The sequence below is a fragment of the Gimesia chilikensis genome, from assembly GCF_007744075.1.
GTDB classification, from domain to species: Bacteria; Planctomycetota; Planctomycetia; order Planctomycetales; family Planctomycetaceae; genus Gimesia; species Gimesia chilikensis_A.
Window position 1 is genome coordinate 3531098 of record NZ_CP036266.1, and the last position, 15771, is coordinate 3546868.

The window sequence follows — 15771 nt, forward strand, 5'->3', positions numbered from 1 at the left end:
AGTACACAAGAATCGGGATTGTGGTTGAACAGACTGGAATCTTGAGAGGGAACAGATCAATTTTCAGCGTTAGATAAGGAAACTGCCTGACATGGGAGTCTTGGCAGAAAGATACCAGCAGAGCCTGGACTTTCTATTTGGTCGTCTCAATTATGAACGGATGGGGAGTAGCAAGTATTCCACCCAGGATTTCAAATTGAGCCGAATGGAGGAGTTATTGAATCTTCTGGGGAATCCTCAGAATCGGATCCCCACGATTCATGTCGCCGGAACCAAAGGAAAAGGTTCTACTTCGGTAATGATGGCAGAAATGCTTTCAGCAGCCGGCTATCGCGTGGGACTGTTTACTTCTCCACATGTGACTCGTTACGAAGAACGGATTCTAGTCAATGGTCAGCAGATGGAGCCGGAAGAACTGGTCGAGCTGGTAAGTGAGCTGTCCCAGGTCGTTGTGCAAATGGACCAGGCAGAGACTGGTCTGAGTCCGACATTTTTTGAGCTGACGACCGCTCTGGCCTGGATGCAGTTTGCTCGTCAGTCGGTTGACTTCGCGGTCATGGAAGTTGGTTTGGGAGGTCGACTCGATTCGACGAATGTCTGTTCGCCTCTGGTGACGGTCATCACGAATATCAGCTACGACCACACCGCCCTGCTGGGCAATACAATCGAACAGATTACCCGTGAAAAGGCGGGAATCATCAAAGCGGGGATTCCAGTCTTCAGTGGCGTTACCCAGCCCGAGGCGATTGCCGTGCTGGAGGAAATCAGCCAGGAGAAACAGGCTCCGCTCTATTTAATGCAGCGAGACTTTTCCGGAACATCAGTGGAAGCAGCTGAAATGCCGGTACTTTCAGCGGCAACCGGGCTTCCCTGTCAGCAGGTTGAAGTGCAAACCCCCTGGTCCAGGCTGGAACAGATTCCAGTGAGCCTGCTGGGGGCGCATCAGGCAATCAATGCGACTCTGGCGGTGACTGTTCTGGACTATCTGCGTCAACAGGGAGTCGAGATCCCGTTGGATCTGTTACGTAAAGGGATGGCAGACTTGAAATGGCCAGCCCGCATTGAACTGGTGCAGAAGCAGCCTCCCGTTGTTCTGGACACCGCACATAACGGTGCTTCGATTCAGGCTTTGGTTGATACGCTGTCGGCCGGTTTTTCTGAACCAGACCGGGTGCTGATTTTCGCGGTCACGCGGGACAAGGATGTGCAGGAGATGTTGAGAACACTGCTGCCTCATTTCCAGACAGTGATCCTGACACAATATCTTTCGAACCCGCGGCGGATTCCTGCAGAGGAACTGCATGAGATCACTCGATCGGTTCAAGAGGAGATCGGGAACGCGTCTGAACTGGTCGTGACTGCCAGTCCCGAAGCCGCCTGGTCGCGAGCCAGATCAGAAGCAACAGATAAAACTTTGATCTGTGTGACGGGGTCGTTTTTTATCGCAGCAGAGATGCGGGAACTGCTCCTCGGTAAAACTGATGAAGTGCTGCTGTCCGGGACCTGTTAAGTTTCCCGTGTTCAACTGACCCAATGGTCCTCGATCTAGTGTCATCGTACGCGCAGAAAAAAAGGGAAGCGGCATTTAAGCCACTTCCCTTTGGTATTATTAAGAACACGAGAGATTACGGTCCGACGCGAATCGGATTCCGTTTCCGTTTGTTCTTCTTACTCTTCTGCGTGGGAGCCATCATCTCAGCTTCGATTCCGGCAAAGTCAGCACTCATGCCTTCCAGACCAAAATCCATACCATCAGTGGGGGCTGTTTCACGGGCTTCGGTAGCTTCCTTAACCCATTCGAGACTCTTGCGTTCCCGACCGAAGCGGGTTTTAACAGTCTCGTAGTCGCGTGAAGCGGCTGCTGGCAATGAGGTTTTCAGATTGCCGAAGTTATCCACGATAATGGCTTCTGCATCGATGGGCAGATTGCCGCGTGTGTTCGCCGGCAGGTTGAGATCCGGGTGATCTTCCAGACGAATGGAAGGTGAAGCCACGGCATCAACCAGGTAGTTCTGTGTATCAAATTCGACAGTCGCTTTTTCGTCGAATTCTTCTTTAGCGACGTCGTACAGTTCAGCGACCTGCTCGCCACCGATTTCTTCACCGACTGCTGTTTTCAAGACAGAGTGAATCGTCGTTCCGGTTTTGGGGTACCACTGGAAGACTTCGAAGTTCGCCGTCTTGCCGTTGATGCCTCGAGGAGGTCGGACACTTTCCAGATAGTAGTGCACGTCTTCTTCAGCGGTTACCGCAGCGGTTTCATTACTCCAGGGAGTCATACGGGTTTCCCCTTCAGCAACAGCCGGCAGGACCACTTCTTCGATGGGACGCTGATAGTTCGGGTTTCGCACCACCAGCCGGACGCGATATTTGTAGGTCGCACCGGGAGTGAGGTCAAAGTCAAAGTAACGGAACAGCAACAGACGGCCTGCAGCACTCACATTCGCTTTCAGTTTCTGAACGAATTTCTTTTCATCGAAGGCTTCGCCGGGACGCTGCTGTCTCATGTCATCGACCATGCCACTGAAAACGTTGTCCATGGCTTCGGGCTGGCTGCCGTACATGAAGTCGCTGCGAATGCCACGCATGTCAAGTTGCAGGGTGGAGAACCCTTTCTGCTTTTCTTTGAAGACGCGTTCACTCGCATGTGTTTTCTTGTACTGATCCAGGAAGCGACGATTGATTTCCAGTTCCTGTTCGATTTCCTCCTGGCTGAGGGTGAAGTTCTCAACACGGGGGTGTGTAGCGACCTTGTACCAGAATCCAGCGATACGGCTGGGGAGTGGCATGGTGAAAACCCGGTCGGTAATACCTGTGTTGACGACTTCGGGATCGAAATCAGAGCTTTGGTTGAGAGTCTCAATGGCTACATCGATATCGACTTTTTCCCAGGGACCAGCCCAGGGATCTGCACCGGAGACGGCTTTCTTGCGTTCCAGTTCGAAATCGAGGAATTCCAGCAGTTTGCCGGTCTGCATGTTCTGCAGAGAGTAGGCATCACCCAGTGAACGTTCCAGTTTATCCTGCTGTGTGGCCAGGTCGAAGACACCGCGGACGGCAACAAACCGCAGACCACGTCCTTCGCGGGCCGGGCCAGCCATTCCCATGCCACCCATCCCTTCCGCGCCCATCATAGCAGGGTCTTCCGGCAGTGCGCCGCCTACCATTTCGGGGGCAACCATTCCCGGATCGTAGCCACCGGGGCCAGCGGCCATCATTTCAGCTTCGCCAGGAATCGCACCGAAGGTCAGACCAGTGGGAGAGCCGGGACCGCCCATGCCATCCATGCCCATTCCGGCAGTCGTAGTACGACGCTTGAATTGATCATATTCCGGTTCATCCGGTTTCGCTTTTTCAGTTTCGGTACCAGACTCTGAACCTTCCGCTCCCTCTTCTGTGGTTGCGTCAACAGGACGAGTCATCATGATGAAACGTCCGTAAGAGGCGACCAGGTCTTCCACGGGGAGCCAGTCCACTTCTTTGGCGCGTTCTTTTTTAGCGTAGATCTGATAATCCAGTGGGGTAGAAAAAGCATAAGGCGAAGCTTCGACGCCATCGATCATCAGCTTTTTCACTTTTTCCCGTAAGTCATCCTGTTTGAGGAATTCTTTCCGTTTGTCCTCAGGCCACTGGCTGTTAGCCACCATGGACTCAGAGGTATCCACCTTCTGGATTAACTCCTGTGGAGTCCGTTGTTCGGTCGACCATTTGGAGGTAAAGATGGCGAAGAGTACAAACAATGCAACGAAGCCCAATACGATTTTTTCCGCATGGTTCACTGCAAATTCTTTGTAATTCATTCCTTTGAGATTGGACATCAGGTTTTTCACGGGACCTTCTCCGTTAAGTGAGTTTTACTGTCTCTGATTAACTTCAGGTTCAGATCAATCTTATGTTACTGGTTTCCAGCAGGTTCAGCAGGTGTCTCGTTCTGCGGTGACGGCTGGGATGTATCTGGTTGTGTACCTGCACCAGGTTCTGCTGCAGGGGGACTGTTATTACCGTCCGCTGGCTCTGCGGGAGTATCTCCCTGAGCTGCGGGGGGCGTTACCGGTTGACCAGGTGCCGTTCCTGGAGTTGCCAGGCCTGAGGCTGCTGGTTGACCGGGAGCCGCTGGAGTATCTGTTGCCGGTGCTTCTGTCGCAGCAGGATCGCCTGGCTGCCCTTCAGTTGCTGCACCTGCATCCCCAGCAGGTTGCTGATTTCCATCAGTCTGTTCTGCTACTTCAGACCCTTCGGGTGGTACGTATGGTTTGTAAAGCGTCATCAGTCCGGCGATAGTGACGACTGCCAGTTCCGGGTCATTCATGGCTGCCTCGAGTAAGCTGCGGTTTTCCGCACCGGGTTGAAGACCGGAACCAGGAACGCCTCCGGCTTCCGCTTCCATTCCAAAACCACCAGACACGCCTGCACCAGGTAAGCCAAAGTTGTCGTTGCCAAAACCAGATTCGGCACCGAAGCCTCCTGCTGCACCGGAGCCTCCCATGGCACCGCCCCGCGTGGCTCCACCGCCTGCGTTGGAAACGATCGGCTGCATGTTGTCCGAGTACATCGAAGCCATCTGGACGCGAACAATTTTGGTCGGCCAGGGCATGCTGCTCAAGGATGCCAGCAGGTCCGGAAGTTTGGAAGACTGGATTGTTGCTTTGAGATAAAAGGCGCGTGTTTTGTAAGGGAGGTCTTCTTCCTCATTATAGTAACGTTTCAGGTTTTGGGACTGGCCACCCATGCCGCCGGGGACCATACCCATGCCTTCAGCAGACATGTCGCCGCCCATATCTCCATCACCACCACCGGCTGAGCCGTCGACGTTGTTACCAAAGATCTTCATTAAGTCCATATCGACATCGATGGACAGTGTTCCATCGCGGCCGCCGTCCATGCCTGCACCAGGACCAGCGCCACCGCTGCCCCCGCCAAACATGCCACCGCCGCCGGCCATCATTTCGGGATCCATGCCCCCCATTCCTTCCATGTCGCCGCCAGCCGGAGCACTGCCATCATCACCGGGGGTTCCACCACGCAGTTCCAGGACGGAAATCTGTCGTACCGGCGATTCGCTGATGTTGGCTGCACCTTTATTGACTTTAGCGATTGCTTCCAGAATGGATGTGACCAGCCAGACATCTTCCTGGGCATTCCACATCTCTTCGGATGTGGGAGGCAGGGTTTTCCACTTGTCCAGGGGAACGTGAGGAATGGTATTCGGCGAAAGCTGAACCAGTCCCGTGCCATCTTTGATGTCAAAGGGATTGGCGGCTTTATGTGCACGCAGGATTTCAAATTTGTAGGCACTACGATAAAGGTTACGCGGTACACGGGTGATCTCACCCCGGTAAGGGGTATCTGACATCAGAGGTGTGATTTCCGGCGGCCAGACAAACAGTTCTTTCTGCTTTTCCCAGACGAACTTATTCGACTCACCGATATAGTTCTCTTTCTTCTTGTTGATTTCCCGCAGTGCACTGGACCAGGTCTCATTGGGAGGATTCGGCTGAATCTGGGCATCGGTAAACGCCTTGTCGATAGCGGTTTTACGCTCATCGATTTCTTTAGCCAGACTTCCCGTTGCCATACTCCAGCCTACCACGGGCAGGATGAGGGCGATGAACAGGATGATCCAGAATTTATGAGTAATCAGAGGTTTCAATTTATCCATTGGGGTTTCCTCTACACTCCGAAGAGAATCAGTTTATTTTCAGTTTTACTTGTACTTCAAAATCCGTTGTCACAAAAGTCGAATCCGTTTTCGCGGATCAGGCAGGAGGAGCCTCGCCTTCAGCGCCGGGGGTCTCTCCCCCTTCTCCTTCAGCAGCCGGTGCTTCCGGTGGATTTTCTTCTCGCTCAAGCACTGGAATTGGTTGCCAGACGAACTCCAGCGTGAAGGTGGTCTTCTTCAGCGGGATGACTTTCGTTTCTTTCTCGGGACGTGGTCGAGGGCGAACTCCCGGACGTCCCATCGGACCCATTGGAGACGAACCGAAGCCGACATCCTCTCCCGGAAGCGCTCCCATGCCTGGCTGACCGCCTCCCAGTCCCGCGAAACCGCGGCCCATACCGCCGTCCGTGCCGCGCATACCGGGTGGTTTACCGTACGGATAGTACTGGAAGGGACGAACTTCGTCCTTGAGAATGACCGCATGGGAAATCCCCATTTTGCGAACATCGACCGGTTGCGAATTCGGGTTTTTGACAGTCCAGGACTGCAGGTTCTTGAGTAGTGTTTCATGCACGTAGAGTACGCCGACATCAGTTGTCGGTTTGGATTCATCGTGATGGTAATGCACGCCGGTCAGTGTGAAGACGTAGCCTTCACCTTCGGGTGGCTTTTCTTTATCAATAGGTGGCAACAGCGATTTGGCCTGGGGAGAGAGTTTTTCAAACCACTGGGCCAGATCTTTGTGATGGGTGACTGTGATACCGGGTAACTTGATGCGGTTGCTCTTGGCAATCTGTTCGTTGTCGATTTCATCGCCGACATCGCGGGGCAGACATTCATCAATGGCCTTGTAAACTTCCAGCCAGTTCTCGCGCGAATCGAGGTTCCAGACCAGTTTGTTACCGTTTTCGATCAGGGTTGTGAAATCCCCGGCAGCAGAGTCATAGCTGGATTTATAGCCTGAGACCTGTGTGGTGAGGTTATTGACTTTTGTTTCTGCTTCCCCAAAGCGATCTTTGCTGACCGAATTAGCAACATTGCTATAACCGACGGCTGAAATACAGAGGCCGACCATCAGAGCAGCAGCACTGACCACCGCCCATGGTTTCTTGCGGCGGATTTTGCGGGCCGTCGCAATTTCCGGTGGCAGAAGCGTGGTGCGAATCATGGTCTGCTTGAGTGCCTGCAGGGCGATCCCGTAGGGCACTGTGAAAGTCAGGATGTTGTCCTGGAACAGGGGTTCGTTGAGGACGGCATCGCCGACCAGCCCCTGGAAGTCATCCAGACGTTCGACTTCGTATTGCAGGTTCTGCTGCAGGAATTTCTGCAGACCGGCGAGTTTGAAACCATTGCCGGTACCGTAGACCTTAGAGATTTTGGCTTCGCGGTTCACACTGGAGAAATATCCGATGGAACGCTGGATTTCCGAGACGTATTCGTTGAACACGGGACGCAGCGCCTGGAAGACCGCACGAGGATCTTCGGAGCGGGTGGCATTACATTTCAGGTGTTCCGCTTTGGCAAAGGTGAGTTTCATTTCCTTGGTCAAAGCACGTGTGAAGTGGTTACCGCCGATGGGAACGTTACGGATCCAGATTTTGCTGCCGTTCGTTACCATCAAGGTGGTACTGTCGGCACCCATGTCAACCACGATGGATGACTCTTCCGGGTTGCCGTCGTAATCGGTATCAACCCGCATGCCGAGTGAGTCGTAGCAGAGTGTATTGTACAGACCCAGTGGTGCGATCTGAATCAGTTCCACTTCGACTTTACGATCAATGAACGGCTTCAGGGTTTTGAGGACCTGATCTCGTTTCATGGCGAAGATACCGACTTCGGCATCCAGCATGTAGCCCCCTTCTTCGATACCGCCTCCCAGAGGCTGGTAATCCCAGATAACATCTTCCAGGGCGAAAGGGATCTGCTGTTTGGCTTCGTACTTGACGATTTCCGGAACACGGTTGGACTGGACTGGCGGCAGTTGGATGAAACGGGCCAGTGAGGTCTGCCCCGGAACGCTGATGGCAATCACATCTCCCTTGATTTCGTTACGGGAGAGGAATGTATCCAGTGCCTGACTGATCAATTCTTCGGGATCTGCATCGGGCTGGCTGAGAATTTTCGGATGCGGAATATAGTCGAAGGCAACCGCAATAACCTGGTCGGCCGCTTCGGCATACCGTAGTCGGATGGCCTTCAAACCGGCCTGTCCTATTTCAATGCCCCAAACAGCTTGATTTTCTGCCATGTGTCTGGTTACTCCTGCTTTCTGGTGGAACTGGAACCAGTACTACCAGAGTGCTTGCGAATCGTGTTGCGAAATTGAATGTACGAAGTGAATTCCCGTCACCTGGATGAGAGAGCTTGTTCAGGCGGCCGGAAGAATCTGATTTCAGTCATTTCTGTAGAGACAGGTCAGGAAAAAATCGATAGAGATAATTCCCTAACATAAGGCTATCACAGGGTTTTGTATAAAGTCAATGAAATAACGGGTTTTGCCATCGAGTTCATCAAATTTTATCAGTCTGCTCCCTGCAACTGGAAGCCCGGAAAAGCGGTTTAACGATGCTCTTTTTGGGCCTCTTGAGTGACCTGTTTGTCTGCCTCTCGAAATGTTGGACGGATGCTGCAGGGCGAAAAGTTCCCACAATCATCATTTTTAGTACGATTTTTCCAGATTTTTTGCTGGATTTCATCCGCAGAATCATCTCACTCGCTGTGAGATATGGTCTGTGAGCGGGTGAAATGGGGCTGTATTTAAGTATTGTTTCAGCATGCATTTGGGATTTCTGACCCCTGTAGGAATCAGCACTATGGATACTCGGAACCAGTTTACGTATGCTAATTGTTGTGACGGTTTGTGCCGACACCAGGCCTGCCGCGTAATCTCATAAAGTTATATCTTCTGTAAAGTATTGCAGTGAAATGACATACAATGACATTGTGATATTGATTCCGTGCCACAGTCTGGATGACTTCCCGACAGAGCTCGATGAAAAAGAGGCGGAAAGCCTGCTGAATGCCTTTGCGGTTGCCTGGCATCCGGAGCTGTTGGCGACAACCCGGGTGATTCCGAGCTGGCACCGCTCCGATGAGCCTCCCCAGTTTCTGACCGATCGACTGTTGCTGGTCCCCAAGACGGCGGAAGACTGGCTGCCTTACGGCTGGATTGAAGAGGCTGAGTCGAACGGAGCGACCGTTGTCAGCGGCAAAATCCAGCGTGACGAATATTCCGAGGCGGCCTTAGCCCCCCTGCACTCCACCGAGGAGTCGAGCGAATCTGAAACAGAGAAGCCTGATTCGCCGTCAATAGTCGAGTTGTCAGCAGATCTGGTCGCTGATTTTTACGCACTCGGTTTCTGTTATATTCAGCTGGAACTGCTCACCCGCTGCATGCACCATTTCAGCAGTTTGGATGAAGCCACAATTCAACGGGAAGCAATTGCCGCCGCTGATGCTGCCCTCGCTCACGATGAAGAAGCTGCCCGGGCGCATCTCAAGGCCTGTTTCGAAGTGTTGCTGGAAAACCGCGAACGGTTTTATCCCATCGATTGTTACCTGATCGACCTCTGTCTGGTCGCTCCAGAATGGGCCAAGGAGAGTTTCCAAGAGGCGATCGAAGACGAGCAACCTCTGAATATCCTGATTACGGCGCAGGATCTGGAGACCGTTGCGGAGCAGAATCCAGACCTGATCACGGTTTTGAAAAAGAGCTGTGATAACAGGGAGACGGAAGTCATCGGTGGTGAACGGGAAGAGATCGCCACTCCTGTGATTGCGGTGGAATCGCTGATCTGGCAACTCCAGGCTGGTTCAGAGAAGATCCGCGAACTTTCAGGACGGGCACCGACGACCTGGGCGCGACGCCGGTTCGGACTGGCTTCCCTGCTGCCGATGCTCCTGCATCGATCGGGATTCCATTCAGCCCTGCACCTGGTTCTGGATGACGGGATTTATCCGGATTACGAACAGAGTAAGATACACTGGGAGGGCGCAGACGGCACCATTCTGGATGCCTACTCCCGGATTCCGATGTCAGCCGAAGGGGCTGCGAGCTATCTGCGATTTCCCCAGCGAATGGCGGAGTCGATGGAGGAAGATCAGGTCGGGGCATTAATGTTTGCCCGCTGGCCGGATGTGAAATCACCCTTTTATCAGGACATGAAACGCATTCATCGCTACGCGCCTGTATTAGGTAGCTTCGTCCTGCTGAATGACTTCTTCCAGGATACCGAATCTTCCGGGCGGCATTCTTCCTATGATGCGCGAGAGTACCTCTCTCCCTTTTTGAGCCAACTGGTGGCGATGCGGAAGCCGGATCCGTTGAGTCGTTTCATTGACTGTTTTCAGAGACACGACGAGTTTATGGCGGGACGCTGGTTTCAGACAGTGGCCCAGGCAATCTATGGGAAGCCGATTCAGGAACCTTCTTTATTAGAGCTGGAAGCAAAGGTCGAAGACGCGCACCCGGACGCTGAGGAACAGACGATTCAGGGGGCACGTACAGCACTGGATGGTTTCCGGGAGGCAGGTGTCAAAAAACTGGCCGACATCATTCTGCAGGGGGCTGACTCATCGCAGTCCGGTGTGCTGCTGTTGAATTCACTTTCGTTTAACCGGCGTGTCGTTGTCGATCTCCCTGATTTTCCCTTTGAACCGGAACCGCGGGATTACATCAAGGCGACTCAATTCGATGGGCAGCGCAAACAGGCGGTGGTGGAAATACCAGGTGCGGGATTCGTCTGGTTGCAGCCCGGGAAGAAGCCGGCCCCGGCGGCTAAGAGTAATATCCCGATCGGTGAGCCCCTGCTGTTACGCAACGAATTTTTTGAGGTGCATATCCACGAAGAGACCGGCGGGATTGCACAGATCAAAGAGTATGGACGAAAGCCCAATCGACTGAGTCAGCAGTTGTCATATCGTTTCCCTTATCAGCGGAATATTCCCCGCCCCGATCCCCTGGGGGACTGGGATGAGAAAACACCCTATGCTGCTGTTCGAGGCGTGAAGGCCGAACTGACCTGTGCCGGACCCGGAATGGGCGAGATTGTCACCACTGGTGAGTTGTATGACCAGGTCAGCGACAGTCCCCTGGCAACGTTCCGGCAGACATTTCAATTATGGCGGGGACGACCGGTACTGGATGTGAAAATCGAGTTGGATGTGCAGGTACAGCCCGAAGGAAATCCGTGGGACCATTACTATGCGGCCCGTTTTGCCTGGGGAGACAGCACGGCGTCTCTGACGCGTTCGCTACTGGAAAGTGCCCACGCGTTTCAGGGAGAACGTTTTGAAGGCCCGCACTATTTTGAAATCGCCGAAGGCGAGGAGCGGGTGACGATTCTAAATCACGGGCTGCCCTTCCATCGCAAAACGGGTCCCCGCATGCTCGACAGTATGCTGGTGGTCGAAGGGGAAACCAGACGCGAGTTCCAATTCTCGATTGCCTTGAACCAGAACTTCCCCATGCAGCTGGCCCGTAATGCCATGGTGCCAGCAGGTCAGTATGCGAGTCCCGCCGGTCCGCCGCGAATGGGCAACCAGGGTTGGCTATTCCACGTATCAGCCAGTAACGTGCAGATCACCCGGGTGATGGATCTTAAACACGATGAGCTGCGCCCCGAGGAATCACGAAAGGGGTTCGCCGTACGTCTGCTTGAAACCGAAGGCGTACATCGTTCAATAAAACTGCGTTGTTTCAAATCCCCTGTGAGCGCCCGACAGCGTGATTTCCAGGGAAAGACCGTTGTGGAACTTCCCGTAGAAGAGGATGCGGTGCTGGTCGAAATGTCGCTGTATGAAATTGCCGAGATCGAAATTTTCTTTGAGGAGTCGAACTGACAGATGATCGTGACGATTGATGGTCCTGCAGGATCGGGTAAAAGTACTGCGGCACGGGGGCTGTCTCAGCGATTGGGTTTCGAGTTCCTGGATACCGGGGCCATGTATCGTTGTGTGGCTCTGGCGGTCCTGAACCAGGGCATCGATCCAGCAGACTCAAAGTCCGTCGGCGACGTCAGTCAGCAGATTCGTATTACCTTTGCTGACGCTCATGTGATCTTGAACGGTGAGGATGTCACCCAGGCAATTCGGACCGCAGAGGTCTCGGAAACGGCGTCAAAGGTCGCACAATATCCTGTGGTTCGGGAAGCACTGGTGGATTTACAGCGACAGGCGGCCGAAGGAGTAAATATTGTCAGCGAAGGCCGCGATCAGGGGACGGTGGTGTTTCCAGATGCGTTGTGTAAGTTCTTTCTGATTGCCGACCCTGAAGAACGGGCCCGACGTCGCTTTGATGAAATGCAGGGACAGGATCAGGAGATTACCCGGGAAGAGATACTGCAGCAGATCCACCAGCGCGATCAGCGGGATGAAAGCCGCACCGTCGCCCCGTTAAAACCGGCCGACGATGCGGTGGAAATCAATACATCTCAGCTTTCAATCGAGGAAGTCCTGGATCAGCTTGAGCAGACAGTTCGTAAGCGTCAGGCTGCATCAGCCGATTAAATACCGAACCGATCTCGATTGAAACTGTTATTAGAACATCAGAGTCAAAGTGGCAGTCGTGCGGCTGTCGAGCAGATCTTTTCTGTTGGACAGCGGGAATTCCCAGGCAGCTGCGAATGACAGACACTTATTAAATCGGTAGTCGGCCCCGAAGGCGAATGTCAGGACGTTGTTTCCAGCGACACTGGATGAACCCAGGTTGATCCAGTCGCCTCCTTCGATATTCAGAGGGAGAGCCTGACCACTTTTGGTGTAGACGATGCCGTTCAACTCAGCCAGTGCAGAGAGTTTGCTGGTTACCGGGTGATCGTAGTGCACGCTGTAGTAAATCGACTGCGATTCTTCAGCCGTATCTCCGGGAACGTGATAACCGGTGGAGGCGATAAGGTGCCCGCAACCAATCTGCTTACCGATCGACAGGTACGGAGTCCAGACACTGTCGCCATTCCCCTGGAAGACGCGTGAACTGCCGTTAGTTGCTTCGTAAATCAGTCCCCCCGACAGCAGGAACTGGTTTTCCACATCGCGGACCAGAACGTATTTCAGTCCCAGACCGATATCAGACCAGCCGGTTCGGTTGCCGATTCCCCGTGTCTGCAGGGTGTTATAACCGTCTTTGACGGCGATGACTGAGAGGCGTTCGTTGAGCGCGACTCCCAGCTGAAGTGCGTAAACCTGCAGGTCCCCTGCCCCCAGAACCGGTGTTTGAGAATCAATCATCTGATTGATGAAGATGCCCCTGACATAAGTCAGCGAGCGGGGATCGATGGACCAGACCGGATTGCTGACCGGCATCACGAAGTCTTCAAAACAGCGATCGCTGGGAAAGCGATTCAGTAGAGGAATGCGATCGCAGAGCGTACAGGTCTGGCAGGATTCACAGCTGCAGACCGGAGTCTGGCAATTACAGGTACCACAGTTACAGCCCGTTCCACCAGGACAGGCTGCAGGCTGAGCAGTAGGTGCAGTAATTGCTTCGACCTGGGAATCCAGGGGGAGTTGCGCTGGAGTTGCGGGATCTGTCAGAGGAGGAGCCGGCGCAGGTTCGAGTTCACGAAAGACTTCTTCAATGGACTTGGGTGCTGCTGGTTCTTCGGCAGAAATTGCCGATCCGCAGATGTGGATAACGAGCATGGAATAGAAAACCAGCGCAAACCTCATCTCTTCCCCCTCCTGAAAATGAGACTGTTGTATTTTTGGGTTGTTTCGTCAGAAACACTCAATTGTCTCTTCAGATATCGGCAGTTCCGAAATGTGAAAACAGGTATATAAGTGCAACTTTATTCGTTTTTTCTGATTTGAAGGTTATACCGCTTTTGCTGCTGGCGTAAAAAAAGCACGCCAGTGAGGCGTGCTTTCTGGTTCAGGAGATTCAGAAGAACCAGTATAGCTTCAGTTGATTTGCAGTTCGTGCGTGCTTAGTGCATCAACTGTTTTTCGAAGTCGATCTCGTATTTTTTCATCTTCTTATAAAGCGTAGTTCGGTTGATACCCAGGGCTTTGGAAGTGTTCTGTCGGTTCCAGCCGTTGGCTTCCAGTGCTTCGATGATGATCTGTCGCTCGGGATTGGCGAGGGCATTTTTCAGTGAACTGCGTCCGCCGCTGCTGGTTTCTGTAGAGAGCGAATAGGACTGTTCCTGACGAATCTGCTCGGGCAGATCGTGTACGCGGATGTACTCCCCTTTGGAGAGGACCACAGAGCGTTCGATGACGTTGATCAGTTCTCGCACGTTGCCTGGCCAGGAATATTTCAGCAGGGCCTGCATGGCGGAAGGATCGAAACCTTTGATCGATTTCCCGATCTGTTCGTTGTAAACCTTAAGATAATGTTCCACCAGCAGCGGGATGTCGCTCATGCGTTCTCGCAATGCCGGCTGGGTGAGTGTGATGACGTTAACACGGTAGTAGAGGTCCTGCCGGAATTCCCCTTTCGCCACCATCTCTTCCAGATCCTGGTTGGTGGCCAGAATCAGGCGGATGTCCACGGAGTGTGTTTTGTTATCGCCGACAGCTTCAAACTCACGGTCCTGTAGAACACGCAGCAGTTTGACCTGCAGGCTGGGAGAAGCGGTCGCGATTTCATCCAGGAAGAGTGTGCCTCCGTCGGCCTGAAGGAACTTACCAATTTTGTCGTGAGTCGCTCCGGTAAACGAACCGGCTTTGTGTCCGAACAATTCGCTTTCGAGCAGTGTGTCGGGCAGTGCCCCACAGGCGACTTCGACGAATGGTTTGTTGGCACGATCGCTCAACTGATGAATGGCACGGGCCGTCATAGTCTTACCGGTTCCGTTCTCTCCCAGAATCAGAACTGTGGTGCGCGTATCGGCGACGCTTTCGATCAGATCGAACATCTTCTGCATTTTGTAGTCCTGTCCGACAATGTTGGACAGGCCATAGCGCTGATCGAGTTGTTTTTTAAGTGATTTGTTTTCTTCGACCACCTGTCGCTGATCCAGGCAGCGTTCAATGGTCAGGCTGAGTTCTTCATCAATGACCGGCTTGGTGAGATATTCGAAGGCCCCGAGGCGGATTGCTTCGACTGCACTTTCGATCGTGCCGTATCCGGTGAGCATAATTACGGCGGTGTCGGGGGCATTCTGCTCAACCCACTCCAGCAGATGGAATCCATCCTGATCCGGCAGGTTGACATCACAGATCACGACTTCAAACGGAAATTCTTTCAGTCGTTCGATGGCATCGAGGCAGGTTAGAGAGGTCTCTGTACGGTGCCCCAGACTACGCAGATAGTCTGCCATGGCTTCCAGAATGTATTGGTCGTCATCAACTACCAGTAATGAGCCTGAATTTGTCTTCATTGATTTATGTCTCGCCAAAAGGTGCTTGTAGCGTTGTAATCGTCGTACAACCGATTTGATGAACTAAAATTAATTGTGTGTTGGATCTCACTGGAACCAGTGTCTGACACTGTCAGCAACCGTCCAGACGGTTCGACAGCGCAGGTAGTGGAATCGCTCACCTGCTCCAGGGAGCATGTGAAGAGACCGGGTTTCAAGTCAGGCTTCTGGTCCGCCATCCCGGCGAACGGTAAGACCCGAGTTGAAAACTGGGAGACAATCATGATGAAGGGGTACCAAAACATAGACCACAGTTTCCTGCAGGCAACATCGGGAGCGACGCGGCTGTTGATTTTGGGAAGCAGCTGTTCCTCGGTTGCATCTTTGAGGTTCAGGAAACTGTTAATGTGACCACTGCTTGGCGGAAGCGATGGTTGGATCATGCCGCTTGCAGGGATCGCAGTGGATCTCGCACTGTGTTGCAGTGGCTCAATTGCCCCGCAGAACTGCTTCAGGCCTGAAAGTCGGTACAATCCCTGATTTCGCCATTTGAAACGCTATTTAGCCAGTTTTATCCCAGTTTCCTATGTTTTGGCTCAATCCGGGGAGAGAAATCATCACCGATTTTGGTGATCTGGGAGAGTTTTGGTGTGTTTTTCAGTCATGAATGAGGCAATGTTGTTTTTTGAAGGCATTCAGCAGAGATGAAATCAGAAGATTTACTGACAGGTAACGAATGATAACTGTAAACAGAGCCTTGAGATGGTGCCCCTGTACTGCTACTATTGGGACTTTGGTGGAAAGATTTTG

8 protein-coding genes are annotated in these 15771 nt (G+C 52.9%); 3 read left to right on the forward strand and 5 right to left on the reverse strand.

Annotated features, from left to right (window positions below):
• The first annotated feature begins 91 nt into the window (after positions 1-91).
• On the forward strand, positions 92-1510 hold the full coding sequence (locus HG66A1_RS13385; protein WP_145184538.1) for a bifunctional folylpolyglutamate synthase/dihydrofolate synthase: 1419 nt from the start codon (positions 92-94) through the stop codon (positions 1508-1510).
• A gap of 115 nt (positions 1511-1625) precedes the next feature.
• On the opposite strand, the gene HG66A1_RS13390 is transcribed toward HG66A1_RS13385, so the two are convergent.
• The 3 genes from HG66A1_RS13390 to pilM form a co-directional block, all read right to left on the reverse strand.
• The gene (locus HG66A1_RS13390; protein ID WP_145184541.1) at positions 1626-3818 is read right to left on the reverse strand and encodes a hypothetical protein; all 2193 of its coding nucleotides are present in this window, start codon (positions 3816-3818) and stop codon (positions 1626-1628) included.
• Between the two features lie 77 nt (positions 3819-3895).
• Positions 3896-5659, reverse strand: a complete 1764-nt coding sequence (locus HG66A1_RS13395; RefSeq protein WP_145184544.1) for a hypothetical protein — start codon at positions 5657-5659, stop codon at positions 3896-3898.
• Between the two features lie 97 nt (positions 5660-5756).
• Positions 5757-7907, reverse strand: coding sequence for a type IV pilus assembly protein PilM (gene pilM, locus HG66A1_RS13400; RefSeq protein WP_145184547.1), 2151 nt, complete (start codon positions 7905-7907; stop codon positions 5757-5759).
• Between the two features lie 677 nt (positions 7908-8584).
• Between pilM and HG66A1_RS13405 the strand changes: the two genes are divergently transcribed.
• Both HG66A1_RS13405 and cmk read left to right on the forward strand, forming a co-directional pair.
• Complete coding sequence (locus tag HG66A1_RS13405) at positions 8585-11500, forward strand: hypothetical protein (RefSeq protein ID WP_145184550.1); 2916 nt, start codon at positions 8585-8587, stop codon at positions 11498-11500.
• 3 nt (positions 11501-11503) lie between these two features.
• Complete coding sequence (cmk, locus tag HG66A1_RS13410) at positions 11504-12166, forward strand: (d)CMP kinase (protein ID WP_145184553.1); 663 nt, start codon at positions 11504-11506, stop codon at positions 12164-12166.
• A gap of 30 nt (positions 12167-12196) precedes the next feature.
• Here cmk and HG66A1_RS13415 read toward each other — a convergent pair whose 3' ends face one another.
• The gene (locus tag HG66A1_RS13415) at positions 12197-13327 is read right to left on the reverse strand and encodes a hypothetical protein (protein ID WP_145184556.1); all 1131 of its coding nucleotides are present in this window, start codon (positions 13325-13327) and stop codon (positions 12197-12199) included.
• 257 nt (positions 13328-13584) lie between these two features.
• Positions 13585-14982 (reverse strand): sigma-54-dependent transcriptional regulator, encoded by a 1398-nt coding sequence (locus HG66A1_RS13420; protein WP_145184559.1) that lies wholly within the window; start codon positions 14980-14982, stop codon positions 13585-13587.
• Positions 14983-15771: the final 789 nt, after the last annotated feature.

What these genes read in the sequence shown, in the direction of transcription:
- HG66A1_RS13385 (WP_145184538.1), top strand. Translation starts at nt 92, where the DNA reads ATGGGAGTCTTGGCAGAAAGATACCAGCAGAGCCTGGACTTTCTATTT.
- HG66A1_RS13390 (WP_145184541.1), bottom strand. Translation starts at nt 3,818, where the DNA reads ATGTCCAATCTCAAAGGAATGAATTACAAAGAATTTGCAGTGAACCAT.
- HG66A1_RS13395 (WP_145184544.1), bottom strand. Translation starts at nt 5,659, where the DNA reads ATGGATAAATTGAAACCTCTGATTACTCATAAATTCTGGATCATCCTG.
- pilM (WP_145184547.1), bottom strand. Translation starts at nt 7,907, where the DNA reads ATGGCAGAAAATCAAGCTGTTTGGGGCATTGAAATAGGACAGGCCGGT.
- HG66A1_RS13405 (WP_145184550.1), top strand. Translation starts at nt 8,585, where the DNA reads ATGACATACAATGACATTGTGATATTGATTCCGTGCCACAGTCTGGAT.
- cmk (WP_145184553.1), top strand. Translation starts at nt 11,504, where the DNA reads ATGATCGTGACGATTGATGGTCCTGCAGGATCGGGTAAAAGTACTGCG.
- HG66A1_RS13415 (WP_145184556.1), bottom strand. Translation starts at nt 13,327, where the DNA reads ATGAGGTTTGCGCTGGTTTTCTATTCCATGCTCGTTATCCACATCTGC.
- HG66A1_RS13420 (WP_145184559.1), bottom strand. Translation starts at nt 14,982, where the DNA reads ATGAAGACAAATTCAGGCTCATTACTGGTAGTTGATGACGACCAATAC.